Below are 26,037 nucleotides of genomic sequence, written 5' to 3' on the forward strand. Positions count from 1 at the left end.
CGAAGGAGCCGCCGTATGGCCGCCGTCGACATCAGCCCCGCAGCCGCCCTGCACCGCAGAGCCAAGTACCCCACGCCCACCGCCCTCGTCCACGAGGGCCAGGAGTTCTCCGCCGCCCAGCTCAGCCGCGCCGCCATCGAACTGGCCGCCGGGCTCGCCGAGCAGGGACTGCGCCGCGGCGACCGGATCGCCTACCTCGGCTTCAACAGCGCCACCTTCTTCCACACGCTGTTCGCCGCCGCCCACCTCGGGGCCGTCTTCGTCCCCGTCAACTTCCGCCTCGCCGCCGACGAAGTACGCCACCTCCTCACCGACAGCGGAGCCCACACGCTGGTGGTCGAGGAGGGACACCGCGAACTGGTGGAGTCGGTCTTCGGCGACATCCCCGCCCGCCGCCACATCCTGGTCGACACCGACCCCGCCTGCCCGGCCATCGAGGCACCCGCCGCCGCGTGGACGCCGCTGTCGGAGCTGCTCGGCCCCGGCCGGCCCGAACGGGAGCCGGTGCCGTTGCACGACGACGACCTCGGCGCCCTGATGTACACCTCCGGCACCACCGGCCGCCCCAAGGGCGTCATGCTCACCCACGGCAACCTGTGGTGGAACGCGGTCAACGTCGACAGCATGGTGGACACCCGCTCCGACGACGTGAACCTGGCCGTCGCCCCCCTCTTCCACATCGGCGGCCTCAACGCCCTGACCCTGCGCACCCTTCTGCGTGGCGGCACGGTCGTCCTGCGCCGCGGCTTCGACCCCGCCCAGTGTCTGGAGGATCTCGTTCAGCACCGGGTGACGGCCTTCTTCGCGGTCCCCGCCATGTACGGCGCCCTCGCCCGCACACCCGGCTTCGCCGAGGCCGACCTGGGAGCCCTGCGCTCGGCGGTGGTCGCGGGCGCCCCCGTCCCGCCGCAGCTGATCAAGGACTACGCCGAACGCGGCATCCTGCTCCAGCAGGCCTGGGGGCTCACCGAGACGGCCCCCTTCGCCACGTACCTGCCCGCCGAGCTGACGCTGGAGAAGGCGGGCTCGGCCGGCGCCCCTATGCCGTACACCGAGATCTGTCTCGCCGATCCCGTCACCGGCGCCAGGATCGCCGAGGCCGACACCCGCGGCGAGATCTGCGTCCGCGGACCCAACGTCACCCCCGGCTACTGGAACAACCCGGAGGCGACCCGCGCCGCCTTCGACGACGCCGGCTGGTTCCACACCGGCGACATCGCCCACCGTGACAAGGAGGGCTTCTACTACATCGTCGACCGGCTGAAGGACATGATCATCAGCGGTGGCGAGAACATCTACCCGGCCGAGGTGGAGCGCGTCCTCGCCGCCTGCCCCGGCGTCCTGGAGGCGGCCGTCATCGGCGTCCCCGACCCGAAGTGGGGCGAAACCGCCCAGGCCGTTCTCACCTGTGCGCCCGGAACCTCGCTCACGCTGGAAGAGGTACGGGAGTTCGCCGGCCGGCACCTCGCCCGCTACAAGCTCCCCACCCGCCTCCTGCTCGTCGACCAACTGCCCCGCAACGCCAGCGGCAAGCTGGCCAAGGGCGAACTGCGCCGACTGGTCGAGGCGGATGCCGAGCCGGCCGCCGACGCGGTGTGAGCCCGTCATGACCACGTTGCCCGACGTGCAGCCGCCGCCCGAGCCCGTCCTCGGCGACGGCTGGACCCTGCGTCCACTCGTCGACGCCGGTCACGGCGTCCACGCGTACGCCGTCGCCCCGCGCGGCGGCGGCACACCGGTCGAGCTGCGGCTGTACCGCGTCCAGCGCCATCCGCTGCGTGCCTGCTACCCGTACGGCGCGTATGACATCGCCGTTGGGCTGGTCCTGGTCCAGGACGCGCGGAACATGGCCGGTCGGCTGCTGAACGACCTCGTCCCCGCGCTGTTCGCCGCCGACCCGCACTGCCGCCGTGTGGTCGCCGCGCCGGCCGAGGACGACACGGCCCTCCAGGCCGCCTTCCAAGCGGGCGGCTTCCGCCGGGTCGCGGAAGCGGACCTGCCGAACGGCAGCGTCGTCCTGTTCACGGCGGAACCGTCCTGGCTGGCCGATCTCCCCACGGCCTTGGACGACATGCCTCACTGAGCCCACTTCCCTCCACGACGGCCGACGGCACAGGTACGAGACCTGGCCGTCGGCCATCGGCGTTCACCCCGAAAGTGGCGCAGCCCCGGACACGACTACGACGGCCTCCGTGCTGCACAGCGGCACACAAGCTGGAGCCAGCACCGTGCCCCCGTCACCTTGATCTCGTGCTTGCCGCTATCGCCATATCCCAGAGCGCCACCGACCCCCTCTCCGGGCTCGCGTTGCGCGACGACGTACCGGAGCCCGCACCGAAGCCCGGCTGGTCCCGGGTCCGTGTCGTGGCCTCCTCGCTCAACATGCACGACCTGTGGACCCTGCGGGGCGTCGGCCACCCGCCCGAGCGGCTCCCGATCGTCCTCGGCTGCGACGCGGCCGGATACGACGAGGCCGGCAACGAGGTGATCGTCCACCCGGTGCTCGGCGACCCGGACGCCGGCCGCGGCGACGAGACGCTGGACCCGAACCGGGCGCTGCTGTCCGAGCAGCACGACGGTGCCTTCGCGGAGTACGTCACGGTCCCGACCCGCAACCTGGTTCCCAAGCCCGCGTGGCTGTCGTTCGACGAGGCCGCCTGTCTGCCGGTCGCCTGGACCACGGCCTACCGGATGCTGTTCACCCAGGCCCGGATCACCGCCGGCGACCGGGTGCTGGTGCAGGGCGCGGGCGGCGGTGTCGCCTCCGCCGCGATCAAGCTCGCGGTGGCCGCGGGTGCCGTCGTCTACGCCACAAGCCGCAGCGAGGACAAGCGCGCTGAGGCCCTCGCCTGGGGCGCCCGGGCCGCGCTGCCCACCGGCGAGCGGCTGCCCGAGAAGGTCGACGTCGTCATCGAGACGGTCGGGGAGGCGACCTGGTCGCACTCGCTGAAGTCGCTGCGGCCCGGCGGCACGGTCGTGATCGCCGGAGCCACCAGCGGCACCAACCCGCCCGCCGACCTGGGCCGCGTCTTCTACCTCCAGCAGCGCATCCTCGGCTCCACCGGCTGCACCCGCGCCGAGCTGGTGGCGATGCTGCGCATGCTCGACGCGACCGGGGTCCGCCCGGTGATCGACCGGACCCTGCCCCTCACGGACATCCACAAGGGATTCCAGCTCATGATCGACGGCGGGCTGACCGGAAAGCTCGTCATCCACCCGTCGGATTCCCCCTCTCACCGATAGGAACGCCCATGCCCGCAGCAGCCGTCGGGCTGTCCCACTCGCCCCTCATCGGCAAGAACGACCCCGACCCGGAGGTCCTGGCCCGTGTCGACGAGGCCGTCGACACGGCGCGGACCTTCATCCGTGCCTTCGACCCGGACCTGGTCGTGCTCTACGCTCCCGACCACTACAACGGCTTCTTCTACAAGGAGATGCCGCCGTTCTGCCTGGCCACCGAGGCACACGCGGTAGGCGACTTCGGTACGGCCGCGGGACCGCTGTCGGTCGACACCGAAGCCGCGAAGGCTCTGGCCCAGGGTGTGCTCGACAGAGGTATCGACCTCACTGTGTCGGCCCGAATGACCGTCGACCACGGCTTCGCGCAGCCGCTTGAGGTCCTCTTCGGCGGCATCGACCAGGTTCCGGTCGTGCCCGTCTTCGTCAACGGCGTGGCCACACCGCTGGGTCCGGTGAGCCGCATCAGGGCCCTGGGGACCGCGATCGGGCAAGCGGCCGGCCACCTCGACCGCCGGGTGCTGTTCCTCGCCTCCGGCGGTCTCTCGCACGATCCGCCCGTCCCGGTCCTGGACGGGGCACCGCCCCGAGTCGCCGACGCGCTCATCGAGGGCCACCCGCCGACGCCCGAGCAGCGCGCGAAGGGCGAGCAGCGAGTCGTCCAGGCGGGGCGTGACTACGCCGCCGGGTCGAGCGCGATGATCCCGATCAACCCCGCCTGGGACAACCGTCTCCTCGACCACTTGGAACAAGGCGAGTTGGCGGAGTTCGACTCCTGGACCGTGGAGGGGATGGCCAAGGAGGCCGGCGGCTCCGCCCACGAGGTCCGCACGTGGATCGCCGCGTTCGCCTCCCTCGCCGCCACCGGGCCGTACGAGATGACCTCCCGCTTCTATGAGGCCATCCCCGCGTGGATCGCCGGGTTCGCCGTGGCCACGGCAGAGGGGCGGTGACCGGCATGACGCACACGCCAGTTGACGCACAGGCCGTGGTCCGCGCCGCCGCACGGCTCGCCACCGCCCTGGACGAGGGCCGCCCCGTCCCGCCCGTACGGGACCTCCTCGGCGCACACGACATCGCCGCCGCCTACGCCGTACAACAGGAGCTCAACCGTCGCAGGCTGGCGGACGGCGCGGTCGTCGTCGGCCGCAAGATCGGCCTGACCTCACCCGCCGTGCAGCAGCAACTCGGCGTCGACCAGCCCGACTTCGGTGTGCTCTTCGCCGACATGGACGTCTCGGGTCTGCCCGAGGTGCCGTCTGGGCGGCTGCTCCAGCCCAAGGCCGAGGCGGAGATCGCCTTCGTGCTCAAGGAGGACCTGGCCGAGGGCGACCTGACCCCGGCGCGGGTACGGGCGACTGTGGACTACGCGGTCGCCGCGCTGGAGATCGTCGACAGCCGCATCGCCGACTGGGACATCACCCTCACCGACACGGTCGCGGACAACGCCTCCAGCGGACTGTTCGTCCTCGCCGAACACCGGCTCATCCTCGACGAGTTCGAGCCCCGCGAGACCACCATGCGGCTGTACGCCGACGACGTGCTCGTCTCCGAGGGCTCCGGCGCCGCGTGCCTCGGCGACCCGCTGAACGCGCTGGCCTGGCTGGCCCGTACGGCACGGGAGTTCGGCGATCCGCTGCGCGCGGGCCAGGTCGTCCTGTCCGGCGCGCTCGGCCCCATGGTCCCCACTCCTCCCGGCACCCGGATCCGCGCCGAGATCAGCTCGCTCGGCGAGGTCACCGCCGCCTTCTCCGAGAAAGCCGCACCCTCCGAAAAGAGAGACGCATGACGAAGACCAAGGTCGCCATCATCGGGTCCGGCAACATCGGCACCGACCTGATGATCAAGATCCTGCGTCTGTCGGACACCCTGGAGGTCGGCGCCATGGTCGGCATCGACCCGGAGTCCGACGGCCTCGCGCGCGCCGCCCGCCTCAGGGTCCCCACGACCCATGAGGGAGTCGACGGGCTGATCTCGATGCCGCACTTCGACGACATCGAGATCGTCTTCGACGCCACCTCGGCCAAGGCCCACCTGGCCAACGCCCACAAGCTGGCGCCGTACGGCAAGAAGCTCATCGACCTCACGCCCGCGGCCATCGGCCCGTTCGTCGTGCCGCCGGTCAATCTGGAGGAGCACCTCGACGCCGGGGCCGACAACCTGAACATGGTCACCTGCGGCGGCCAGGCGACCATCCCCATGGTCGCCGCCGTCTCCGCGGTGACCGACGTCCACTACGCGGAGATCGTGGCCTCCATCGCCTCCAAGTCGGCCGGACCCGGCACCCGTGCCAACATCGACGAGTTCACCGAGACCACCTCCCACGCCATCGAGACCGTCGGCGGCGCCGCGCGCGGCAAGGCGATCATCATCCTCAACCCCGCCGAGCCGCCCCTGATCATGCGGGACACCGTGCTCTGCCTCACCGGTGACGTCGACCAGGACGCCGTGCGCGCCTCCGTCAAGGAGATGGCCGATCGCGTGGCCCAGTACGTGCCCGGCTACCGCCTCAAGCAGGAGGTGCAGTTCGCCCCCGTCGCCGAGGACGAACCGGTGCACACCCTGGTGCCCGACAGCGCCGGTCCGGTGACCACCCGGATCTCGGTGTTCCTCGAAGTCGAAGGTGCCGCCCACTACCTGCCGGCCTACGCCGGAAACCTCGACATCATGACGTCGGCCGCGCTGCGGGTCGCCGAGTCGATCGCCCGGCGCAGCGCCGTTCCCGTGGAGGCCCACCGATGAGCCGCAGCCTGTACATCCAGGACGTCACCCTGCGCGACGGCATGCACGCCATCCGGCACCGCATCGACCCGGTCGACGTGGGCCGCATCGCAGCCGCCCTGGACGCGGCGGGTGTCGACGCGATCGAGGTCGCGCACGGCGACGGCCTGGCGGGCGGGTCGCTCAACTACGGCCCCGGCAGCCACACCGACTGGGAGTGGATCGAGGCGGCGGCGGACGCGATCGAGGACGCGGTGCTCACGACCCTCCTCCTGCCCGGTATCGGCACGATCGCCGAACTCGAACGCGCCCACGCCCTGGGCGTCCGCTCGGTCCGCATCGCCACCCACTGCACCGAGGCCGACATCTCCGCCCAGCACATCGCCAAGGCCCGCGACCTCGGCATGGACGTCTCCGGCTTCCTGATGATGAGCCACATGGCCCCGGCCGCCGAACTCGCCGCCCAGGCCAAGCTCATGGAGTCCTACGGCGCCCACTGCGTGTACGTGACCGACTCCGGCGGCCGGCTCACCATGGACGGCATGCGCGAGCGCGTCCGCGCCTACCGCGACGTCCTCGACCCGGCCACCGAGATCGGCGTACACGCGCACGAGAACCTGTCGCTGTCGGGTCGCGAACAGCGTCGTCGCCGTGGAGCAGGGCGTCACTCGCGTCGACGCGTCCCTCGCCGGGCAGGGCGCCGGCGCGGGCAACTGCCCCATCGAGGCCTTCATCGCCGTGGCCAATCTCCAGGACTGGAAGCACGGTTGCGATCTGCTCGCCCTCCAGGACGCCGCCGACGATCTGGTACGACCGCTGCGCGACCGCCCGGTCCAGGTGGACCGCGAGACCCTCACCCTCGGCTACGCGGGCGTCTACTCCTCCTTCCTGCGCCACGCCGAGCTCGCCGCCCAGCGCTACGGCGTCGACGCCCGTGCGCTCCTGCTGGAGGTCGGCCGCCGGGGCCTGGTCGGCGGGCAGGAGGACATGATCGTGGACATCGCCCTCGACCTCGCGTCGGGCGGGGCAACCCCGGTGAGCTGAGCACCGATCGACTGCGGCGTCCTGAACGGCTGCAGGAAGCACGGAAACGGGGTCACGCCCGGTATGGGCGTGACCCCGTTCGCGTGGATCAGCGGCGGTCCTTGGTGGTGAGGGAGGCGTCGACGAGGTCGGCGGGGACCGTGGTCCGCGTCTGACAAGGCGCGTCGGAGCCCGCCGCGGTGGCAGTGTCGGGGTAGGCGCAGATGGTCCGCTCGACGCCCGCGGCGGTGTCCTTCTGGTTGAAGGACTGCGGCGCCTTGCCGCGTTCGGTCCACGTCTGGAGGGAGTCCAGAAGCTGGGACAGGGGCGGGGCGGTGCCGGTCAGAGCGGGGGCGGTGCCGACGTTGGGGAATTAGAAGGTGCGGACGAACGACCGGGTGCCCTCGACGCCGTAACGGTCGAACAGGCGCTGCTGGTAGTTGTAGGAGCCGAAGGGCACGATCAGTGGGTCGTTGACCCCCAGGTAGCAGAGGATCTTGCCGTTGTTGCGACGAACGGCCGACAGATCGGTGCTGTCGGTCGAGGCGGTCGCCTGGAACTTGCGGTAGGAGGCCTCGAAAGCCTGGGGGAAGTTCTCGATCGTCAGGTGGCGGCGCCAGTCGTAGCCGGCGTCCTGCTCCAGCCAGTAGCGGACGTAGGTCTCGATCATCGGGCTCATGGCGTTGCCGCCGGGCAGCAGGGTGGAGAAGTGCCGCGTGTGATGCCGCCCCACAGGCGGTTGCCGCGTGCGCCACGGGGGCCGTCCCAGATCAGGTTGACGGCCTTGGCCTCCTGCGGGGTGAGGCCGCTGACCTTCCTGGCGTCGAAGTGGCAGCGACGGGGCTCGGCGATGACGCCGTCCGTGACGCCGTCCTGGCTGTCGCAGGCGGCAACGGCGGCGGCGTTCGCGGCGTCACTCCTGGCGGGCGCCAGGCCCTGGGGACCCAGCAGCTCGTTGACGACCACGGCGGGCCAGGCCTCCCCGATGATGAACCGGTTCCAGTTCATGGCCGGGTAGCCGAGGATGAAACCGCATCAAGAAATGCCACCGAACGCAAAGGGACAAGTCCGGTACCGGTTCGTGATCGATGTAGGCATTGACCCCACCACCGGGAAGCGAAAGCAGCTAACCCGTACATTCGGCACGCTGAAGGAAGCGAAGGCCGAATGCGCGCGCATCACCAACCGTCGCCAGGAAGGGACGTTGGTACCGCCGAATAAGGTCACCGTGAATGAGTGGCTCGATCAGTGGCTGGCCATGAAGGCGGAGGACCTGGAAGAAACGACCATCTACAACTACCGGATCACCCTGGACCGGGTGCGGGGGAGGCAGTCGCTGGCCGGTGAACGGGCACTCCCGTTGCCGGCTCCGGTGCTGGCTGCTCTCGAGTCGTTCAAGGCTCTCCAGGCCAAGGAGAAACTGGCTCTGGGCGAGGCTTACGCGGATTCCGGCTACGTCCTGGTGCACGAGACCGGAGAAGCCTTCACGATCAAGCAGCTCCGGCGACGTGCGTACCGGCTCATGGAAATCTTCGGTCTTCGCCGCGTTCGTCTCTGCGACGCTCGTTCGTCGTGCCTCACGTACCTGGCAAGCAACGGTGTGCCAGATCACATCCTTGCGCGGTGGGCCGGACACACGAATGTGAGGACCACCAAGAAGTGGTACGTGAAGCCGGACGTAGAAGATCTCCGCGCAGCCGCCACAGCGTGGAACGGCCTTCACGGTGTTGAGTCGGAGGGACAAGCGTGAGTCCGTCGGCCTACCGACCGAGCGACCTGCCCAGCCGTATGGCAGCCAAGATCGAGGTTGACCCGGAGACCGGCTGCTGGCTATGGACCGGTAGCTGCAACGGGGAGGGGCAGTCAGGCTATGGCCAAGTTTCCCACGAGGGAAAAACACAGCTTGTTCACCGTGTGGTGTTCAGGCTGCTGGTCGGGGAGATCCTGAAAGGCTTTCAGATGCGTCATGCCGATCCTTTGGGACGGCACTACACGCTCTGCTGCAACCCGGACAACCTGGAAGCCGTGCCAAAGCAGGAAGCTCGACGGCGCAGGGACTGGGATAGCGCGCGAGCCAGGACGACGCACTGTCCCTACGGCCACGCGTATTCGCCGGAGAACTCGTACCTGGATGCCCGAGGGTTCCGGCAGTGCCGGACGTGTCGCGCCGAGAGAGTCAGAACCGCCGGGTTCCCCCGGCCGTGTGAGATTTCGTGATGCGTGAGAGGGTCTGAGGCGTGAGTGAGACACCGTCGAACACCTTGCAATACCGCTTTGACGGGCCAGAAGAGGCTCCCGTCCTGATCTTGGGTCCCTCCCTGGGTACCACATGGCACAGGTTGTAGAGACCGTACAGTGGCGTCTATGCCGGACCATTCCGGGCATGAAATTGCAGGTCAGCGATCCAGCGCACCTTCGGTGCGCGCCGGGGGCGTGGTAAATGCCGTGGCGCGCGCCGGAGGTGCTTCTTGTGTGCCCTGCCGTGGATTGATGCCGGTCCGGGACACTGGAGGGGTTCGTTCCGGCCGAGACCGATGCCTCTGTGATGCCGGTGAGCTCGCAGGTCAGCGTGGTACTGGGGGCCTTCCACGGGCACCGTGGAGTGTTGCTGTGAGCACGAGCGTCAGAATTCCTGTTTCACCCTGGCCCTCCCGGAACGGCGTGCAATGCACTGGGCGCCGGGGAGGGAGTGGGATCCGTGGACGTGCTGCATGAACGCTGCGCGGGGCTGGACATCAGCAAGAAGGACGCGAAGGCGTGTGTCCGCACGCCGAGCACGAAGCGCCGGGGCTCGTTCACCAACGAGACCACGACGTGGGGATCGACGACGCACGCGGTCCTGGCCCTGCGCGATCACCTGCTCGCCGCGAACGTCACCCTCGTGGTCATCGAGGCGACGTCGGACTACTGGAAGCCCTACTACTACGTGCTGGCCGAAGGCTTGAACGTGATCCTGGTCAACGCCCGGCAGGTCAAGAACCTGCCCGGCCGCAAGACCGATGTCTCGGATGCGGCCTGGCTGGCCCAGCTCGGCGCCCACGGCCTGGTGCGCGCCTCGTTCGTGCCCGAGCAGCCGGTGCGCGAACTACGGGATCTGACCCGGGCCCGCACCCAGATGACCCGTGAGCGCGGCCAGCTCGTCCAGCGGCTGGAGAAGCTGCTGGAGGACACCGGCATCAAGCTCGCCGCGGTCGCCTCCGACATCATGGGCGTCTCCGGCCGGGCCATGCTCGAAGCCCTGATCGCCGGGGAGCGTGACCCGCAGCTCCTCGCGGAGATGGCCAAGCGCCGGCTCCGCAACAAGATCCCCGAGCTCACCGAGGCCCTGACCGGCCGCTTCCGTGACCACCACGCGTTCCTGGCCCGGCTGTATCTGGACCAGTACGACCAGCTCACCGATGCGATCGACCGGCTCACCGCGCGGATCGAGGAGGCGATGGCCCCCTTTCGCCCAGCCCTCGACCTGCTCGACACCATCCCCGGGATCAACCAGGCAGTCGCCGAGGTGATCATCGCGGAGACCGGCGGCGACATGAGCCGGTTCACCTCCGCCAAACATCTCGCCTCCTGGGCGGGTGTCTGCCCCGGCCACAACGAGTCCGCCGGCCGCACCAAAACCACCAAGGTCCGCCCCGGCAACCCCTACCTCAAGGGCGCCCTCGGCCTGGCAGCGTTCGGCGCGGTGAGAACCAAAAACACCTATCTGCAGGCCCGTTACAAGCGGCTGACCGCCCGCCGCGGTCCGCTGCGGGCCCTGGTCGCGGTCGAGCACTCGATCATCACCGCGATCTGGCACATGCTCACCGACCACGTCCCCTACCAGGAACTCGGCGGCACCTATTTCACCCAACGCGACCCCGAACGCGCCACCCGCCGAGCGATCACCTCACTCAACCAGCTCGGCTACACCGTCACCCTCAACCCGATCGAAGGCGCAGCCTGACCACCCATGACCAAGCGCCCGGCGGCCGCGACGACCACCGGGCACCCAGCCCTGCCCAGACCCACCCTGACCTGGACCTATTTACGCGTCAGAGCCTCTTAGTCCGGGAGGGTCTGCCCAGTTGGTGATGGCTGTGTGATACGCGGGTGATACGGCGAGGCCCCACCGAGGTCCGTCATGGCGGGATCTCTGCGCGGATCCGTGAGACGGCGAAGCCGCACCGGAGCACTCCGGTGCGGCTTCGCCGTGAGATCGAACGCGCTGGCGCGCACGATGCGGTCGGTGCCTCGTGGGGGTCCGTTTGCCTGTGACTCCCTCGGGCGCCTGATTTGCGATCGCACCCGCCCATGCGTCCGTTCGAGGGGCGCGTGCCCCTCCCAGCGCGACCGGGTCATGTGAGTGCGGGAGCGGGAACGGCCGGATCGACCAGCTGGTCACCGGCAGCAGATGAACTGGCGATCTGTGGTGGAGCCATGGCTGCATTACTGTCAGGGGCGATGTCCATGTGGGCGTCGATCCGCACTCCCGTAACTACTACGAACGCGGCATCGGGAACCCGCGCGAGATCGCGACGTCGCTGAAAGTACGTCCTACGAGCCGACGGACTCCCATGGCAGGGCAAGTTGTTGGGGGAGCCGAGACAGGGTGTGCAGGAGATCGTCACGGTTGAACTCGATTCCGGCTGTCAGGAGGGTGCGGGTGTGTAGGTCGAGCGCATCGAGGAGTGCGTCGGGGAGGCCGACTGCGATGGGAATCTGCCAGGCGTCCTTGAGGAAGGTGTCGAGTCCCTGCTCTTCAGCCCGCAGTGCATGTGAATCGACCACGGTTTGAGCGACTTCATGGGCCCACGGACGGAGCGGCCTCGCGCTCCGATGATTCGGTTCCCTGCGAGTTGAAGTGCGCGCAGTGCGGCCATCTCCGAGACTGCGGTGATCAGCACCGCACGACTTGAATCAGATCTGCTCCATGGAGATGGGCCCGACAGAGAACGGCCTTCGAGATTCGCGCCGCGAAGGTCTGCCTTACGAAGCAACGCGCCGATCAGGTTGATCGCCCTCAGTTCCAACTCTGGGCTCTGCGGCCGACGTCCCAACACGGTGAGCGCTGCCTGCGCATCCGCTGGCACGCGCGCATCAACTGCATTCAGGGCGGCGGGTGTTTGTGCATGCTCCCGCAAAAAAGCAGCCAGGACTTCCACGATCGTGTAGTGGTCGCGCGCTGAGTCGGCCATGATCCGCTCCAGCCCGTAGATTCCGCCCATACGTTCATCGCCCTTGTCCGAGGCGAGCTGCCCAATCGCCGTCGCGTATCGGTCGGTGACTTGGCCTTCACGTGACAGAAGGTAGTTGCGGGCGGTGAAGACGAGTGCACCCACGGCTCCAATTCCTGCCGCAGACTGAATGATGGATTGCCGAACAGTGTTCAGTGCCGCCGCCCGGTCCTTCGCATCGGAGATCGTCCTCACGGTGTCTCCGGCGATCAGCCAGGTCAGGGAGCCGAGCGCTACCCACCAGAAAAACACCACCGCGACGACTGTGCCCGCTACCGACATGGTTTGTCTGAATCGGATCCGCCCCCAACGCGTATGACCCCTTTACCCGCATGGGGGAGGAGTTGACACCTGCACGTCCAAGTCCCAGCTCTGCAGGCCCTCGGTTGAGCTGGGACAGGAGGCCCGCAGGCGCGGCGGCGGGGTCGTCGTCGCGACCCTGCAGCCGGCCGGTCGACGTGCGGACGACGGCCGTGGTGGGCGCAGGCGTGAGGCGAGGATGTCGGTCAGTCGCCCGGCGTGAAGTGCGGCATGGGAATCTCGAAGTGCACCGTGGCGACGCCTGGTCCGTGCTCGCCTGTGGTGCGGGCGTCGAACACCTCCTTGGACAGGCTGCGCCAGAAGGCTTCCGCACCCTCGACGTTGACGTTGGTGTGGAGGTAGATCCGCTCGTAGCCCGGTGTGTTCGCGATGAAGGCGCAGGCCGTGTCGACCAGGGTGCGGGCGAGCCCATGACGCCGGTGGTCGGGCCGTACGTACACGCGGACCAACTGGGCGGTGGTACCCGACGGGTAGAGCTCGGCCAGCCAGCGCGGGTGCGGTGGGTGGGCAGGGCCCGCAGAGCGCACTCCGGTCGTGGCGACCACCTCGCCGTCATGGATCGCTACGAGGAGCAGGTGCCGTTGGTTGTCGAGGTACGTGCCCTTGAGGTCCATCACGTCCCGGTGCCAGTGGGGCACGTATCCGTATCCGAACTCCTTGTAGAGGGTGTCGAGCATGACGCTGCGCGCGGCGTCCGTGTCGGCCGGTGTCGCGGGGCGCACGGTATATCCGCGGTGCGCGGTCTCGCTCACGGGTTTCTCCTGTCTGGCGTGTGCGTGGCGGGCATGCACGTCTGTTCGGCGTGTCGTCTGCGCAACAGTGCCGTCGCGTGCCCCAGATCGACTCTATCCAATTTAATGAAAACGGTTTTCAGGTCTGTGTGTGTCTAGTGATCCGGTCCCATGTGGCGAACGTCAGTTGCCGCGCTGGTTCGATGCTGAGCTTCGGAGTCGCCAGCCGGAGCACTTTGGGGGGCAGTGGGGGTCGCGCAGGCCGAGGCGGAGGTGCTCGATGTGGTGGACGGCCTGGTCGAGGAGTTGGGCGACGTGGTTGTCGTAGAGGCGGTAGACGATGCGGCGGCCGTCGCGTTCTCCGGTGACCAGGCCGAGGGCGCGCAGGAGCCGGAGTTGGTGGGAGACGGCGGACTGTTCCATGCCGACGGCAGCTGCGAGGGCGCCGACGGGGTGCGGGGCGTGCCGCAGGGTGGTGAGGATGCGCAGTCGGGAGGGTGTGGCCAGGGCCTGGAGGAGGCGGCGGTGGCCTCGTCGAGGCGGGCGGCCGCGAGGATGTCGCGGCCGCCGCCTGTTCCGCTGTCGGTTTCAGCGGCGTGCACGGGTCCTCGTCTCGCGGGGTGGGCGGACGAACTGGAGCTTCAGTGTGGGCGGGGGTTCGGCGAGGCGGCCCGCGGAGTCGGTGGCCGCCGCGCGCAGGCGGTCGAGCTGCCAGGCGTGGTCGGTGCCGGGGTGCTTGCGTGGGTTGCCGCAGCAGCAGCCGCGGCACACGACCAGTGTGCACGGACGGTTGGCCGCGCCGATCGTCAACGTACGGCCGGCGGTGGCGATCGGTGTCGTACGGCGGTTCACAGCGTTGTCCGCGAGGGCAGGCCGTAGGCCCGTATGCGGCCGTCGCGGTGGGCGGTGATCAGCAGGTGCGGTCCGGCCCAGGCCAGCGCGGCGACCGCGGAGTCGGCGTCGTCCAGTGTGCGCACCGGACGCAGCCGGTTGGCTGGCTGTCCGGCGGTGGCGTACCAGAGCGCGATCGTGCCGTCGTGGCCGCCGCTGGCCAGATGCCCGGCCGGTCCCGGCCGGTCCCGGCCGCCAGGCCAGCGCGGTAATCGTCTCGTGGCAGCGCAGTTGGCGCGGCGCGGTGCCCGCCGGGCCTTTGCCGGAGAAGTCCCAGACCGTCAAGTCGGGGGCGCCGTCGGCGGCGAGCCAGAAGCCGGTGTCGTCGAAGGCGAGGCGGGAGACCTTCTCCGGGTAGCCGGACATGGTCAGTTCGCTGCCGTCGCGGGTGCGCCAGATGTGGATGGAGGCGTCCTGGTTGCCGCTGCAGATCCACTTCTCGGTCGGGGCGACCGCGAGTGCGAGGTGTGAGCCGATGTAGGGGTAGATGACGACGGGCTGCGCGGTGTGGCGCTCGTGGCCGCGCACGGCCCCGTACGCGGCTACGGCCAGCCGCCGCCCCCGGCGCAGCCAGGCCAGGTCGGTGACGGTGGACGCGGCGGGCTCGGTACGCCACAACTCCTCGCAGTCCGCGTCGAGTACGAGCGCCACGCGCCCGGAGGCGACGGCCACCCGCTCGTCGTTGGCCCAGGCGGCGGAAGCGGACCAGGCACCGGATTCACGTACGACGGTGCGGCCGTCCGAGCGCCGCCACAGCGCGTACCCCATGGGCCCGGTGACCGCCAAGTGCTGGGCGGTGGGGGAGAGGTGATTCTTCAGGGCGCCGCCGGGCAGGTCGAGTGCGCCCATCTCGGCACCCATTGCGGCATCGAGTACGCGGACCGTGCCCTCGGCTCCGGCGACGGCCACGAGGTCGCCGCGCGCGCTGAGCGCGACGGGGGCGTCGTCGATGGTGATCTCCCAGGCGACGGTCAGCGCCTGGTCGGGTGCGGTGATGCTCACGCGGCCGCTCCCGCCGTGGCCAGGCAGTCGGCGAAGCCGCGCTCCAGCTCCTCGCGGTCGAGGTTGCGACCGATGAAGACCAGCCGGTTGCGGCGCAGTTCATCGGTCCGCCACTGGGCGCCCTCCTCGCCCATCAGCAGCATGTGGACGCCCTGGAAGACGTACTGCCTGCTGGAGCCGGCGATCGCGAGGATGCCTTTGGAGCGGAAGATGTCGGCGCCCTTGGTGCGCAGCAGGTTGCCCAGCCATGCATTCAGGCGGGCGTCGTCGACCTCGCCGTCGAGTTCGATGCCCACGGAGGTGACGGTGGCGTCGTGCTGGTGCTCGGTCTCGGTGAGGAAGGTCGGGTCGTCCTTCAGGACCCGGTCCAGGTCGAAGGCGCCGACGTCGAGGATCTGTTTCAGGTCGACCTCGGCGTTTCGAGCGCGCAGGATCTGCACCGGCGCGTTGATCGCCTTCACCCGCGCCTCGACCTCGGCGAGGGTCGCCTCGTCCGCCAGGTCGGTCTTGTTGAGCACGATGCGGTCGGCGAAGGCGATCTGCTCGACCGCCTCGTTCTCCACGCCCTCCGGTTTGACCTCGTCCAGGTGCTGGAGGACGTGGGCGGCGTCGACGAGGGTGATGATGGCGTCCAGGCGCAGTTGGGCGGCGATCTCGTCGTCCATGAAGAAGGTCTGCGCGACGGGGGCGGGGTCGGCCAGGCCGGTGGTCTCGATGAGGATGTGGTCGAACTTCTCCCGGCGGCGCATCAGGGCGCCCAGGATGCGGATGAGGTCTCCTCGGACGGTGCAGCAGATGCAGCCGTTGTTCATCTCGAAGATCTCTTCCTCGGCGTCCAGCACGAGGGCGTCGTCGATGCCGATCTCGCCGAACTCGTTCTCGATGACGGCGATCCGCATCCCGTGGTGCTCGGTGAGGATCCGGTTGAGGAGGGTGGTCTTGCCCGAGCCGAGGAAGCCGGCCAGGACGGTGACGGGCACGCGGCCGTCCACAGGGGAGGGATTGGTCATGCGGGTCGGGCTCCTTCGGGTGCGGTAGTGAGCAGGGCGGTCTTGAGGTCGGCCTTGGTGATGTCGTCGGCTGGTTGGTGCAGGGTCCAGCGGCGGGGTGGCCCGTTCATGGGGAGGACGGCGACGACCGTTTCCAGGGGCGGGCAGCCCGGTTCGGTACAGGCGAGCTGGCGGATCACGACGGCGGTGTCCTCGTCGAGGTCCAGCAGGGCGCGTACCGCCTCCTTCAGCTCGCGCAGCCGTGGGCTCGGTGTCGCGGGGTTTCCGAAGCCAAATCCCAGTGGCATAGCGGAAGTTCTCCTTCGTCCGTGGTGGGCTGACAGCTGGCGCAGACGCCGGTGAGTTCGACGGTGTGCTCCACCGCGGCGAATCCGGAGTGGGAGGCGATGCGTTCAGCCCACTCCTCGACGACCTCGGAGTCCACCGGCCGGCTGCTGCCGCAGGCGCGGCAGATCAAGTAGTGGCGGTGACTGTCGTCGGGCCGCCACCGGTAGAGCCGTTCACCGGCGCCGGCTTGGACGACATCGACCGCGCCCGCGGCCTCCAGGTCGCGCAGCGCGCGGTACACGGTGGTCAGCCCGATCCGGGTTCCGTCTTCGGTCATGCGCGCGTACAGATCCTGCGCAGAGACGAAGTCGCGGCAGTTCGCGAGAGCTTCCAGGATGGCCGACCGCTGTCGGGTGGGCCGTTGTTGGGCCGTCGGGTCGCTCACACCAAGTTTCACCCCCAGTGCCAGGGCGGGAATGCCGACTGATGAAAATGAAATCCATATCCATATGAACGGTAGCTCATGTATGGGGCGGGGTGCCAGACGGTAAGGCTTCGCGTCGCTGGGAGGCGTGGCCGACGTCGACCTGTTCCGAATCGACGGCTGATGCCAGGCATCCCGGCGATGCGTTCAGCAGCGGTGCAGTGGGGCGTATGGACAGGTGGAGGCAGCCAGAACTTCGGCCTGCGCGTGATGTGCGGGGATCGCCAGGCCGACGTCCTCGGGATCAGCGCACTCGCCGTTTTTCCAGTGGTGCGGCACGCAGGCGTGCAGCGGTGTCGCTCGGCAGGTGCGGGGTGTGGCCTACGAGCCGGGCGGAGTTGGCGACCACGGCGATGCTGCTGGTGTTGTGGAGCAGGGCGGCCAGGACGGGATTGATGGAGCCGCCGGCGCTCGCGATGAGGCCGGCGAGGTTGACGCCGATGGACAGGGTGTAGTTCTGGCGTACGACGCGCAGGGTGTGCCGGCTGAGTTCGACGACGGCGGCGACATTACGCAGGTCGTTGCCGGCCAGGGCGATGTCGGCGGTCTCGAGTGCGACGTGGGAGGAGTGGGCGCCCATGACGATGCCGACGTCGGTGAGGGCCAGTGCGGGGGCGTTCAGCCTGCGTGCTCGCACGGTCCCGCGTCGACGCAGCCGAGCTTTGAACGAAGGCGGCGACTCCTACGGCTCGCAGCGGCCGGTGAGCATCCGGTCAGGGTTCGCCTCCAGTTCCCCTGCCGTCCCCCTCGGCCCCAAGACTCCAGACCATCACAGCAATCTCATTGCCTCCTCTTTTGAAAATGATTATCGTCTTATTCGTGCCCGTGCGGGCATGAACATGACCCAAGGGGGGTTCCTTTTGCGTACCCACAGACGCCTGCTGACCGTCACCGGCATCGCCGCCGCCGCGCTCGCCACAGCCGGCCTCAACACGTCCGCCTTCGCCGCCACCACCCTGAGCAGCGGCCACGTCGATGTCCTCGACGCCGAGTGGGACGGCGCCGACCTGCATCTGCACGTTCACGACGAGGAGAACGACACCGAGTACGAGCCCGCGGACGTGACGTTGGCGGTGCCGGCGGCTGCCAGGGTCGCCAACCCCGGCCACGGCTGGCTGGGTTCGGGCAGCCAGGTGTGGCTGCTTCCCGAAGACGAGCTCGTCGCGGATTCGCGGGGCGTACTGTTCCCGGGCATCTCCACCGAGCACCTGAGCACGGGTGTCTTCGCCAACAACACGGTCACCTACACCCTCGTCAGCGCCACCCGCAACGGCGCCACCACCGAGGACTTCAGCATCTACGCGGGAAGCACCCGCTGGTACGACAGCAACACCGCCACCACGAACTTCAAGTCCAGGAACTTCGGAGTCGGCACCCACAACCACGCCACCTGGGCTTTCGAGGAGGCCGGCACCTACCAGCTCACCTTCAGGGTCCGGGGCACGGTCGGCGGAGTGATCGAGCAGACCACCGCGACCTACACCGCCGTCGTCAGCTCGTGATGCGGGCCCTGACGCGCGACAGACGTGCCTTCACCAGTGCGGTGCTCATCGCGGCGACCGCGGTGCTCCTGGGCGCGGCAGGGCTGGTCGCCGGCGGCGGCGGGGCAGCTCGCGCCGCCGGCGGTGCCACGGTCATCGACGAGGGCGAGCTCGATCTCACGCCCCGACTGGTCGCCGGGAGACTGGAGTTGCAGATCGACGACCGCGGCGGCGACACCGAGGTCGTACGGGAGCCGTCCGAGGTCGTCCTGCATGCCGGTCCGGCGACCAGGGAAGACCTCATTTCACCGGTCTATCCGATCCTGGGCGACACGCTGGTCTCCGCCTACTTCTTCAATGGCTGGGAGAACGCGGGACAGATCTTCGCGCCCGAACCGGGCTGGAACGGCACCGAGACGGGCGGCGACACCGAGGTCCGCCTCGCCGGTTTCGAGGGGCCGGGGCGCTTCGCGCTGTACACCTACACGCGCGAGATGGACGGCAACGACGAGAGCGCGGTGCAGCACCTCAACAGCGGTGACAACGCGTACAGTTCGTTCACCCTGTCCAAGGACCAGCAACGGGCCGTGCCCACCTGGGGCTTCACCGAGGAAGGCGTCTACCGCCTGACCTTCACCGTCACCAGCGGCGCCTTGACCGACACCGAGACACTGGCCGTGGTCGTGGGCGACGACGTCGACCCGAACGACGTGCTGCCCGGCGACGGCTCCACCCCGGCGCCCTCGACGTCCCCGCCGTCCATGAGCGCCTCGCCCTCGACGAGCGTGACGCCCACCGCACCGGCGGCGCACGTCATCGACAACGGCCACCTCGATCTGGCCGCGCGCCCGGTGGACGGTTCGCTGCAGTTCCAGATCAAACAGGGCACGGCGAACGACTACGACTGGCGCGAGCCTGAGAAGGTCGTCCTGCACGTGAAGCCCGGGGCCCGGCGGAAGATCACCGAGGGGTACGAGTTCCTGGGGCCCGTGGGCGATTCCGTGTGGTGGTTGCCCATCCAGCAGGTGGACGGTCTCGTGTGGCCCGGCTGGAGTACCGACCAGTTCAAGAGCTCCGAGATCGACGGCCGTGTGGCCTTCCGTCTCGACGCCGTCCAGGGCCCGGGTGCGCTGAGCATCTTCACGGAGGGCTCGGTCGGTTCGGTGACCATGCACGCCCACAGTGGGGACGGGCTGCCGGACAGCTTCGATCTGTCCGTGCCGACCCACCGCCACACCGTGTGGGCCTTCGCGCAGGAGGGCGTCTACCGCACCACGTTCACCGTCAGTGCCACCCTCGCCGACGGCAGGAAGGTCAGTGACACGGAGACCATCGCCTGGGTGGTCGGGGACAACGAGGACCCGTCGACCGTGAAGCCGGGGGAGGGGGACGAGCCGACGGCCACGGCGTCGGGGTCGGCCTCGGCGACGCCGACCGCGACCGCGTCCCCGTCGGTGTCCGTGTCCGGCTCGGCCTCGGAGACAGACCCGGGCGGCGGCTCCTCCGGAGCCGGCGGAAGTTCGTCGACCGGTGGCAGCGGCACCTCGACGACCGGCGGTCTCGCCTCCACCGGTGCGCAGGTCGGCGTGATCGCGGGCGTCGCGGTGGTCGCCGTGCTCGTGGGCGGTGGTGTGGTGTTCTTCGTGCGACGACGCCGTACCGCCCAGTGAAAGCTCCGCGTACGGCGGACCGGCGCCTGGCAGCGACCCGGTCCGTCGTACGCGGCATTGTCGTGTTCGAGAGAAGGAGGAGCCCCATGCGGGGCCACCCCAGACGCACCACCGCCGCGCTGATCGCGGCGAGCGCCGCCCTGCTCTCCGGATGCAGCGGGCTGCAGGCCGGATCGTCCGACGCCCAGTTAACGGTGTCGACGACCACCGCGATCATCGCCGACCTCGTCGAACAGGTCGGCGGCGACCGCGTCGACGTCACCTCGATCGTGCCGCACCACGGCGACCCGCACTCCTACGAGCCGAGCCCTGGCGACGCGGCCAAGGTCGCCAGAGCCGACGTCGTGTTCAGCAATGGCCTGCTGCTCGAAGAGCCCGGGATCATGAAGATGGTCCACACCAACGCCAAGAAGTCCGCACCGAAGATCGAGATCGCCGAGAAGCTGGAGGAACACGGCGGCACGGTCATGAAGTTGGAGGAGGACCTCGGACTCGACGTGCTGTGGCTCGGCTGGGCCGTCGAGGGCGAGGTCGAGGGCGACGGCTCCCAAGTCCGCACGTCCGCCACGAAGCTGGAGGGGCCCGGCGAGCTGCGCGTGTATCTCACCGACACGCTCGGCAAGCCCAAGGTGTACATCGACTCCGCCGACGGTCTGGACGACGCCGACTCCTTCACCCTGCCGCCCGAGGCGCACACCCACGTCAACTGGGCGTTCAGCGAGCCCGGTACGTACCGGCTGACCGTCGAGGGACAGACCGAGACCCTCGACGGAAGGACCGCGGACATCGGCAGCGGCACCTTCACCTTCACCGTCGGCGACGGCACCGAGGCGCCCGAGGGGGCGACCGTGCTCGACGGCGGGCACGCCGACGTGGCGCTCAACGCCGAGTCCGGGAAGGTGTACGTCCGCGCCGACGAGGAGGCCAGCGGCGAGCAGACGCGGCTCGCGGCCGGCGACGTGGTGCTCAACGTGCCCGACCGGGCCAAGGAGACGGTGCCGAAGGAGGAGCCGTACGCCTTCCTCGGCGAGGCGGGCGACGAGGTGTGGGTGCTGCCGCAGGCCGTGATCGGCAAGCACGTGCACGGTGACATGGACCCACACGCCTGGGCGGACGTCGCCAACGCGGAGGCGTACGTGCGGCGGATCGAGGCCGAGCTGATCAAGGCTGATCCGGAGGGGAAGGCGACGTACGAGAAGAACGCCGCCGCGTATCTGAAGACGCTCGGCGCCCTCGACGAGGAGGTCGCGAAGAAGCTCGCGACCGTGCCGGAGGAGAACCGGAAGCTGATCACCACGCATGACGCCTTCGGGTACCTCGCCAAGGCGTACGGCATGGAGATCGCGGGCTTCGTCGTGCCCGTGCCGAACCAGGAGCCGAGCGCGGCCGAGGTGGAGGAACTCGGCGACACCATCCGGGAGAAGAAGGTCCCGTCGGTGTTCCTGGAGCCGAACCTCGCGGCGCGCGCCGACGTACTGCGCCGGGTCGCCGAGGACGAGGGGGTCGGGATCTGCACGATCTACGGCGACTCGTTCGACGACAAGGTCGACGACTACGTATCGATGATGCGGCACAACGCGAGCGAGCTCGCCAAGTGCCTGGGGGAGGACGCCTGATGAGGGGCATGCGGAAAGTGCAGCGGGTCGCCGTGGCGGTGGTTCTCGCGGCCACCCTGGCGGGCGGCGGAGTCGCCGTCGCTGACGACAGTGCGACAGGGACCGGACTTGGCCGGATCGCTTACGCCGACGGGGCGTTGACCCTGGATCCGGCGGACGGCGCCCATGTGATCGAGGTCGGCGACGCGGGCGTGACGGACGACTCGGCACCTGGGTGGGACACCACTGGCGTACCCGAGGGCGCGGTGGCCGGGGACACCGTGCGGTGGTCGCTGACCGGGCTCGAGGGGCCGGGTGACCTGAAGGTGTACTCGGACGAGGACGAGCAGGGAGGCGACGCGGAGGACGCGCTGCTGTTCGACAGCGCGGACGACCTGCGTGACGAGCACGACCTGCCGGTTGGCCAGCAGGGTGCCACGCGCTGGGAGTTCAGCAAGGACGGCACCTACCAGGTCATCTTCACCGCCGAGGCCACGGCCGCGGACGGGCGGGAACTGTCCGTGGGGACCGTGTACACGGTCGTGGTGGGGAGCGCAGCGGACGGGGAGGACACGGGCACCGACGAGCCGGTCGCCGAAGAGACCCCCACCGAGGACACGGCCGAAAAGGTACAGATCCCTACGGCGGCCGGGAAGGCCGTGACAGAGGCGGCCGAGACCGAGCGGCGCGCCGCCCTGGCCGCCACCACAGCTGCCGCCGACGTCGTGTCCGACAAGAAGGTCCTTGACGAGGGCCACGTCGACTTCGCGGCCCGCGTCGTCGACAACAAGCTGCAGATCCACATCAAGGACGGAACCGTCTCGGGAAAGACCACCTGGCGCGAGCCCTCTTCCGTCGTACTGCACGTCAAGCCCGCGGCCAAGAACACCCTCCCAGCAGGCGACGACTTCGCGTTCCTCGGCAAGGGCGGCGACCCGGTGTGGCTGCTCGACCAGGTACAGCAGGAGGGGCTGCTGTGGCCCGGCTGGTCGACGGACAACATGGAGGCCGGGGCGACCAAGGGGGGCGTGGAGTTCTCGCTCACCAAGGTGGATGGTCCTGGTACCTACGCGCTCTACACGTACGACGCCATGTCGGGCGCCAACGTCCTGTTCAACAGCAAGGACGGGGTGCCGGACTCCTTCGACGTGCCCGCCAACACGCACGCACACGGCGGATGGGCGTTCACCAAGGAAGGGACGTACCGACTCACCTTCAAGATGAGCGGAACGCTGGCGAACGGCACGAAGGTCTCCGACACCGAGACGGTGACGTTCGCGGCCGGCGACACCGACCCCGCAGCCGTCACACCGGGCGACGGCTCGGGCAAGGGAAACTCGGGGACCTCCGGCTCCTCCGACACGACAGGCTCGGCGGGCTCCGACTCCACATCCACTGGCGGCACCTCGACCGACGGTTCTGACGACGGCTCGATGGCCTCCACAGGCGCCGGCCAGGGGCTGCTGCTGGGCACCGCGGCCGCCACGCTCACCACCCTGGGTGCCGCCTCCGTGCTGGCCGCCCGACGCAGGAGGACTGCACGTGGCTGACGGCTTGGCTGACGGCCCGGGCCCGCTGCTTCGGGTCAAAGGCGCGACCGTCGTCCTCGGCGGACGGCCCGCCCTGGAACGGGCCGACCTGACCGTCGACGCGGGCGAACTGGTCGGGCTCATCGGACCCAACGGCGCCGGGAAGACGACTCTGCTGCGGGCCGTCCTCGGGCTGGTGCCGCTGGCCGGGGGAGAGGTGGCCGTCGAGGGACGGACCGGGCGTAAGGCCGGGCAGCGCATCGGCTACGTACCCCAACGGCACGAGTTCGCCTGGGACTTCCCCATCGACATCGCGGGCGCGGTCCTCACCGGACGCACCCGGCAGATCGGCTGGCTACGCCGCCCGAGTGCGGCCGACCGGGCGGCGGTGGACGAGGCACTGGAGCTGACCGGGCTCACCGACCTGCGCCAGCGGCCCGTCGGCGAGCTGTCCGGCGGCCAGCGGCAGCGGGTCCTGGTGGCCCGCGCCCTGGCCGCCGGCCCGCGCATCCTGCTCCTCGACGAGCCGTTCACCGGAGTCGACGTACCCACCCAGGAGCTGTTGAACGAGCTGTTCGGCCGGCTGGCCGCGGAAGGCAGGGCGCTGCTGATGACCACCCACGACCTGGCGGCCGCCGCCCGTACCTGCCACCGGGTGGCGCTGATCAACCGTACGGTCGTCGCCGAGGGCGGCCCCGAACTCCTCGCCGACCCCGACCAGATGCTGCGGGCGTTCGGCCTGGACCGCGCGATCGGAGCCGTAACGTGATCGAGTTCCTCACGGATCCCTGGCAACTGCCCTTCATGCAACGGGCGTTCGCCGTCGCCGCGGTCATCGGCCTGGTGTGCGGAGTAGTGGGCGTGTACGTCGTGCTGCGCGGCATGGCGTTCATCGGCGACGCCGTTGCCCACTCGGCGTTCCCGGGCGTGGCGCTCGCCTACGCCTTCGAGGGCAACCTGCTCCTCGGTGGCGCCGCGGCCGGCATCACCACGGCCGTCCTCATCGCCTTCGTCTCCCAGAACCGGAGACTGAAGGAGGACACCGTCATCGGCGTCTTCTTCGCCTTCGCCTTCGGACTGGGCATTGTCCTGGTCTCCACGCGCGATAGCTGGACAACGGACCTGTCCTCGTTCTTGTTCGGCCAGGTCCTCGCGGTCAGTGCGTCGGACGTGTGGACCGTGGCCGCCATCGGGACCATCCTGATCCTCGTCGTGCTGGCGATCGGCAAGGAACTGGTCGCCGTCAGCCTGGACCGCGAGGCGGCACGCGCCGCCGGCCTGCCGGTGTTCCGCCTCGACCTGATCCTGTACGTACTCGTCACTACGACGATCGTGATGTCCCTGGAGGCCGTCGGCAACATCCTCGTCCTCGCCCTGCTCATCACCCCCGCCGCCACCGCCCGCATGCTCACCGAACGCCTGTGGGCGATGACCGTGCTGGCCTCGCTCATCGGCTGCACCGGAAGCGTGGCCGGCCTGTACGTCTCGTACACGTACGACCTGGCCGCAGGCGGCTCGGTGGTTGTGGTCCTCACCGGCCTGTTCGCCCTCACCTGGTGTCTGGCACCCCGCCACGGCCTGCTCGCGAAACTCGTCCGACGCCCGGACCCCACTGCCGCCGTCCCCGTGCACGCCGGACGGTGACGGCCGACGAGCGGCCCCGCGCACCTTGCGGGACTGCTCGTCGCCTTGGCGCCGAGCTCCAGCAGCGCGCGCTCGTCCCTGACGGGGCGCCCGTCGCCCTGCGGACCTGGCCTTGTTCCCGGGGCCTCTCGGCCGAGGAGCGTCGTCGTCTCCGTCCTGCAGGAGGCTGAGGAGATCCTCCGTGTCCGTGTCCGCGACGGCCAGCCCGGTGTCCAGGCTTTCCTGTCCCCCGGCGGCCTTCACCGCCGCCGTCGCTGTACTGATCATCGCCTGCCCGTGCGCGCTGGGACTTGCCACCCCGACCGTACGGCCCGGGGAGAAGGTCGCCACCGACGGGACCGTCGTCGAGGGCAGCTCCGCCGTGGACGCGTCCATGCTGACCCGTAGTGCTGCTGATCGCCGCGGCCACCCTCGGCGGCTGGCAGCGGGCAGCGCAAGGAGAGGCCAGTGACAGGTCCGCGAACAACCCTGACCGGGAGCGGTACCTTCAGCTGCTCGCAGTGATCAACAGCTGGTCGCCCCCGGAAAACCTGGCACCGGTACTCGACTGGTTCATCCAGGCCTTGCGTGACCCGGATATCGGGGTAGCGGCCCGGTCGCGACGCGGCGTGGCCGGACCGGTTCACGTCACGCTGCCTTCGCCTGGACGGCGGGTTCTGGGCTGGACCGCGCCCTGGCGGCAACTTCCGAGTGTCGGCGCGGCCGCCGCCAGTACCGGGGGAGGCGATGCCGCGCGGCTTGACGTCGAGCGGCCCGCCGCAGCCGCCGGACTCCTCCCGATATCACGCTGTACGGCAGCCAGGACGGTGTCGACATCCTGCTCAGCCGCCAGGAGGCACCGGCCACGGACGGCTCGGCCCCCTGCTTCCCGATGAGGCAGGGGGCCGAGCCGTCTCCGCCGTCAGGCGAGCGGCGAAGCTGTTCGCCCTGGACGGCTTGGAGGTCGATCCCGACGCGGAGCGTGGTGCCGATGGCGGCCATGCCGGCCTGGACGACCTGGACGACCTGGTTGTAGTTCATCGCGAAGTCCTCGCGCGGCAGTTCCACGGTGGCCCGGAACGCGACCCGTGGGCCGCCCCACGGGTCGGGACCGGTGCCGAGGTAGGCCAGGTCCAGGTCAACGACCCGGGCCTTTGTTTGTTTCCTGACCGCCGACGCCAGCGCGGAGGCCGACGGCCCGGCGCGCACGCCACGGGTGGGTGGCGTTGCTGCCGGGCC

General features: G+C 69.5%; 25 protein-coding genes and 4 pseudogenes. 18 read left to right on the forward strand and 11 right to left on the reverse strand.

All coding sequences use genetic code 11. The features are described 5' to 3' along the window. The first annotated feature begins 15 nt into the window (after positions 1–15). From ABIE67_RS37590 to dmpG, 7 genes and pseudogenes are all read left to right on the forward strand, one after another. Positions 16–1,599: a long-chain fatty acid--CoA ligase gene (locus ABIE67_RS37590; RefSeq protein ID WP_370266008.1), complete on the forward strand. Its 1,584-nt coding sequence runs from the start codon at positions 16–18 to the stop codon at positions 1,597–1,599. 7 nt (positions 1,600–1,606) lie between these two features. Then, entirely contained in the window at positions 1,607–2,083 is a 477-nt protein-coding gene (locus tag ABIE67_RS37595; protein WP_370266009.1) for a GNAT family N-acetyltransferase, read from the forward strand. Positions 2,084–2,250: 167 nt separating this feature from the next. Next, on the forward strand, positions 2,251–3,243 hold the full coding sequence (locus tag ABIE67_RS37600) for a zinc-binding dehydrogenase (RefSeq protein ID WP_370266010.1): 993 nt from the start codon (positions 2,251–2,253) through the stop codon (positions 3,241–3,243). Positions 3,244–3,251: 8 nt separating this feature from the next. Next, positions 3,252–4,190 carry a 3-carboxyethylcatechol 2,3-dioxygenase gene (locus tag ABIE67_RS37605; protein WP_370266011.1) on the forward strand — a complete coding sequence of 313 codons (939 nt, stop codon included), beginning with the start codon at positions 3,252–3,254 and terminating at the stop codon, positions 4,188–4,190. Between the two features lie 5 nt (positions 4,191–4,195). Further along, the gene (locus ABIE67_RS37610; RefSeq protein WP_370266012.1) at positions 4,196–5,026 is read left to right on the forward strand and encodes a 2-keto-4-pentenoate hydratase; all 831 of its coding nucleotides are present in this window, start codon (positions 4,196–4,198) and stop codon (positions 5,024–5,026) included. Beyond that, entirely contained in the window at positions 5,023–5,979 is a 957-nt protein-coding gene (locus ABIE67_RS37615; RefSeq protein WP_370266013.1) for an acetaldehyde dehydrogenase (acetylating), read from the forward strand. Before ABIE67_RS37610 ends, ABIE67_RS37615 begins: the two co-directional genes overlap by 4 nt. Next, positions 5,976–7,002, forward strand: a pseudogene (gene dmpG, locus ABIE67_RS37620) (4-hydroxy-2-oxovalerate aldolase). Before ABIE67_RS37615 ends, dmpG begins: the two are co-directional and overlap by 4 nt. A gap of 352 nt (positions 7,003–7,354) precedes the next feature. On the opposite strand, the gene ABIE67_RS37625 reads toward dmpG, so the two are convergent. Next, the gene (locus ABIE67_RS37625) at positions 7,355–7,651 is read right to left on the reverse strand and encodes a tannase/feruloyl esterase family alpha/beta hydrolase (RefSeq protein ID WP_370266014.1); all 297 of its coding nucleotides are present in this window, start codon (positions 7,649–7,651) and stop codon (positions 7,355–7,357) included. A 5-nt stretch (positions 7,652–7,656) separates the two neighbouring features. Beyond that, on the reverse strand, positions 7,657–8,007 hold the full coding sequence (locus ABIE67_RS37630; protein ID WP_370269334.1) for a tannase/feruloyl esterase family alpha/beta hydrolase: 351 nt from the start codon (positions 8,005–8,007) through the stop codon (positions 7,657–7,659). A gap of 55 nt (positions 8,008–8,062) precedes the next feature. Here ABIE67_RS37630 and ABIE67_RS37635 point away from each other — a divergent pair, with 55 nt between their 5' ends. From ABIE67_RS37635 to ABIE67_RS37650, 4 genes and pseudogenes are all read left to right on the forward strand, one after another. Further along, positions 8,063–8,731 carry a tyrosine-type recombinase/integrase gene (locus ABIE67_RS37635; protein ID WP_370266015.1) on the forward strand — a complete coding sequence of 223 codons (669 nt, stop codon included), beginning with the start codon at positions 8,063–8,065 and terminating at the stop codon, positions 8,729–8,731. Positions 8,732–8,769: 38 nt separating this feature from the next. Then, a complete protein-coding gene (locus tag ABIE67_RS37640) occupies positions 8,770–9,198 on the forward strand; it encodes an HNH endonuclease (protein ID WP_370266016.1) in 429 nt (142 codons plus the stop codon). A gap of 20 nt (positions 9,199–9,218) precedes the next feature. Next, positions 9,219–9,317 (forward strand): annotated as a pseudogene (locus tag ABIE67_RS37645) (3-oxoadipate enol-lactone hydrolase); the annotation flags it as partial. Between the two features lie 362 nt (positions 9,318–9,679). Further along, positions 9,680–10,924, forward strand: a complete 1,245-nt coding sequence (locus ABIE67_RS37650) for an IS110 family transposase (RefSeq protein WP_370252085.1) — start codon at positions 9,680–9,682, stop codon at positions 10,922–10,924. A 685-nt stretch (positions 10,925–11,609) separates the two neighbouring features. On the opposite strand, the gene ABIE67_RS37655 is transcribed toward ABIE67_RS37650, so the two are convergent. The 8 genes and pseudogenes from ABIE67_RS37655 to ABIE67_RS37690 form a co-directional block, all read right to left on the reverse strand. Beyond that, positions 11,610–12,449 carry a hypothetical protein gene (locus ABIE67_RS37655; protein ID WP_370266017.1) on the reverse strand — a complete coding sequence of 280 codons (840 nt, stop codon included), beginning with the start codon at positions 12,447–12,449 and terminating at the stop codon, positions 11,610–11,612. Between the two features lie 251 nt (positions 12,450–12,700). Then, positions 12,701–13,192 carry a GNAT family N-acetyltransferase gene (locus tag ABIE67_RS37660; protein WP_370269336.1) on the reverse strand — a complete coding sequence of 164 codons (492 nt, stop codon included), beginning with the start codon at positions 13,190–13,192 and terminating at the stop codon, positions 12,701–12,703. Between the two features lie 237 nt (positions 13,193–13,429). Further along, positions 13,430–13,803 (reverse strand): annotated as a pseudogene (locus ABIE67_RS37665) (ArsR/SmtB family transcription factor). A 31-nt stretch (positions 13,804–13,834) separates the two neighbouring features. Further along, positions 13,835–15,139: a WD40 repeat domain-containing protein gene (locus ABIE67_RS37670; protein ID WP_370266018.1), complete on the reverse strand. Its 1,305-nt coding sequence runs from the start codon at positions 15,137–15,139 to the stop codon at positions 13,835–13,837. Beyond that, a complete protein-coding gene (locus tag ABIE67_RS37675) occupies positions 15,136–16,149 on the reverse strand; it encodes a GTP-binding protein (protein ID WP_370266019.1) in 1,014 nt (337 codons plus the stop codon). The genes ABIE67_RS37670 and ABIE67_RS37675 overlap by 4 nt, the downstream gene beginning before the upstream one ends. Beyond that, complete coding sequence (locus ABIE67_RS37680; RefSeq protein ID WP_370266020.1) at positions 16,146–16,436, reverse strand: hypothetical protein; 291 nt, start codon at positions 16,434–16,436, stop codon at positions 16,146–16,148. Before ABIE67_RS37680 ends, ABIE67_RS37675 begins: the two co-directional genes overlap by 4 nt. Next, complete coding sequence (locus tag ABIE67_RS37685) at positions 16,376–16,861, reverse strand: Fur family transcriptional regulator (RefSeq protein ID WP_370266021.1); 486 nt, start codon at positions 16,859–16,861, stop codon at positions 16,376–16,378. Before ABIE67_RS37685 ends, ABIE67_RS37680 begins: the two co-directional genes overlap by 61 nt. A gap of 283 nt (positions 16,862–17,144) precedes the next feature. Next, entirely contained in the window at positions 17,145–17,537 is a 393-nt protein-coding gene (locus ABIE67_RS37690; protein WP_370266022.1) for a hypothetical protein, read from the reverse strand. 223 nt (positions 17,538–17,760) lie between these two features. On the opposite strand from ABIE67_RS37690, the gene ABIE67_RS37695 reads away from it, so the two are divergent. The 7 genes from ABIE67_RS37695 (at position 17,761) to ABIE67_RS37725 (ending at position 25,270) form a co-directional block, all read left to right on the forward strand. Next, entirely contained in the window at positions 17,761–18,402 is a 642-nt protein-coding gene (locus ABIE67_RS37695) for a choice-of-anchor M domain-containing protein (RefSeq protein ID WP_370266023.1), read from the forward strand. Continuing rightward, on the forward strand, positions 18,402–20,051 hold the full coding sequence (locus ABIE67_RS37700) for a choice-of-anchor M domain-containing protein (protein ID WP_370269338.1): 1,650 nt from the start codon (positions 18,402–18,404) through the stop codon (positions 20,049–20,051). The genes ABIE67_RS37695 and ABIE67_RS37700 overlap by 1 nt, the downstream gene beginning before the upstream one ends. Before the next feature lie 86 nt (positions 20,052–20,137). Continuing rightward, the gene (locus ABIE67_RS37705; protein ID WP_370266024.1) at positions 20,138–21,667 is read left to right on the forward strand and encodes an anchored repeat ABC transporter, substrate-binding protein; all 1,530 of its coding nucleotides are present in this window, start codon (positions 20,138–20,140) and stop codon (positions 21,665–21,667) included. 8 nt (positions 21,668–21,675) lie between these two features. Further along, a complete protein-coding gene (locus ABIE67_RS37710) occupies positions 21,676–23,196 on the forward strand; it encodes a TIGR03773 family transporter-associated surface protein (RefSeq protein ID WP_370266025.1) in 1,521 nt (506 codons plus the stop codon). Further along, positions 23,189–23,944 (forward strand): anchored repeat-type ABC transporter ATP-binding subunit, encoded by a 756-nt coding sequence (locus ABIE67_RS37715; RefSeq protein ID WP_370266026.1) that lies wholly within the window; start codon positions 23,189–23,191, stop codon positions 23,942–23,944. Before ABIE67_RS37710 ends, ABIE67_RS37715 begins: the two co-directional genes overlap by 8 nt. After that, entirely contained in the window at positions 23,941–24,819 is an 879-nt protein-coding gene (locus tag ABIE67_RS37720) for an anchored repeat-type ABC transporter permease subunit (RefSeq protein WP_370266027.1), read from the forward strand. Before ABIE67_RS37715 ends, ABIE67_RS37720 begins: the two co-directional genes overlap by 4 nt. A gap of 181 nt (positions 24,820–25,000) precedes the next feature. After that, complete coding sequence (locus tag ABIE67_RS37725; RefSeq protein ID WP_370269740.1) at positions 25,001–25,270, forward strand: hypothetical protein; 270 nt, start codon at positions 25,001–25,003, stop codon at positions 25,268–25,270. Between the two features lie 464 nt (positions 25,271–25,734). On the opposite strand, the pseudogene ABIE67_RS37730 reads toward ABIE67_RS37725, so the two are convergent. Further along, a pseudogene (locus tag ABIE67_RS37730) lies at positions 25,735–25,947 on the reverse strand (hypothetical protein); the annotation flags it as partial. Positions 25,948–26,037 lie beyond the last annotated feature (90 nt).

Origin of the sequence: Streptomyces sp. V4I8, from assembly GCF_041261225.1 — a bacterium.
Taxonomy (GTDB): domain Bacteria; phylum Actinomycetota; class Actinomycetes; order Streptomycetales; family Streptomycetaceae; genus Streptomyces.

Excerpts from the sequence above, each read along its gene's own strand:
- ABIE67_RS37590 (WP_370266008.1), top strand. The coding sequence starts at position 16 with ATGGCCGCCGTCGACATCAGCCCCGCAGCCGCCCTGCACCGCAGAGCC.
- ABIE67_RS37595 (WP_370266009.1), top strand. The coding sequence starts at position 1,607 with ATGACCACGTTGCCCGACGTGCAGCCGCCGCCCGAGCCCGTCCTCGGC.
- ABIE67_RS37605 (WP_370266011.1), top strand. The coding sequence starts at position 3,252 with ATGCCCGCAGCAGCCGTCGGGCTGTCCCACTCGCCCCTCATCGGCAAG.
- ABIE67_RS37610 (WP_370266012.1), top strand. The coding sequence starts at position 4,196 with ATGACGCACACGCCAGTTGACGCACAGGCCGTGGTCCGCGCCGCCGCA.
- ABIE67_RS37615 (WP_370266013.1), top strand. The coding sequence starts at position 5,023 with ATGACGAAGACCAAGGTCGCCATCATCGGGTCCGGCAACATCGGCACC.
- ABIE67_RS37625 (WP_370266014.1), bottom strand. The coding sequence starts at position 7,651 with ATGATCGAGACCTACGTCCGCTACTGGCTGGAGCAGGACGCCGGCTAC.
- ABIE67_RS37640 (WP_370266016.1), top strand. The coding sequence starts at position 8,770 with ATGGCAGCCAAGATCGAGGTTGACCCGGAGACCGGCTGCTGGCTATGG.
- ABIE67_RS37660 (WP_370269336.1), bottom strand. The coding sequence starts at position 13,192 with ATGCTCGACACCCTCTACAAGGAGTTCGGATACGGATACGTGCCCCAC.
- ABIE67_RS37675 (WP_370266019.1), bottom strand. The coding sequence starts at position 16,149 with ATGACCAATCCCTCCCCTGTGGACGGCCGCGTGCCCGTCACCGTCCTG.
- ABIE67_RS37680 (WP_370266020.1), bottom strand. The coding sequence starts at position 16,436 with ATGCCACTGGGATTTGGCTTCGGAAACCCCGCGACACCGAGCCCACGG.
- ABIE67_RS37700 (WP_370269338.1), top strand. The coding sequence starts at position 18,402 with ATGCGGGCCCTGACGCGCGACAGACGTGCCTTCACCAGTGCGGTGCTC.
- ABIE67_RS37705 (WP_370266024.1), top strand. The coding sequence starts at position 20,138 with ATGCGGGGCCACCCCAGACGCACCACCGCCGCGCTGATCGCGGCGAGC.
- ABIE67_RS37710 (WP_370266025.1), top strand. The coding sequence starts at position 21,676 with ATGCGGAAAGTGCAGCGGGTCGCCGTGGCGGTGGTTCTCGCGGCCACC.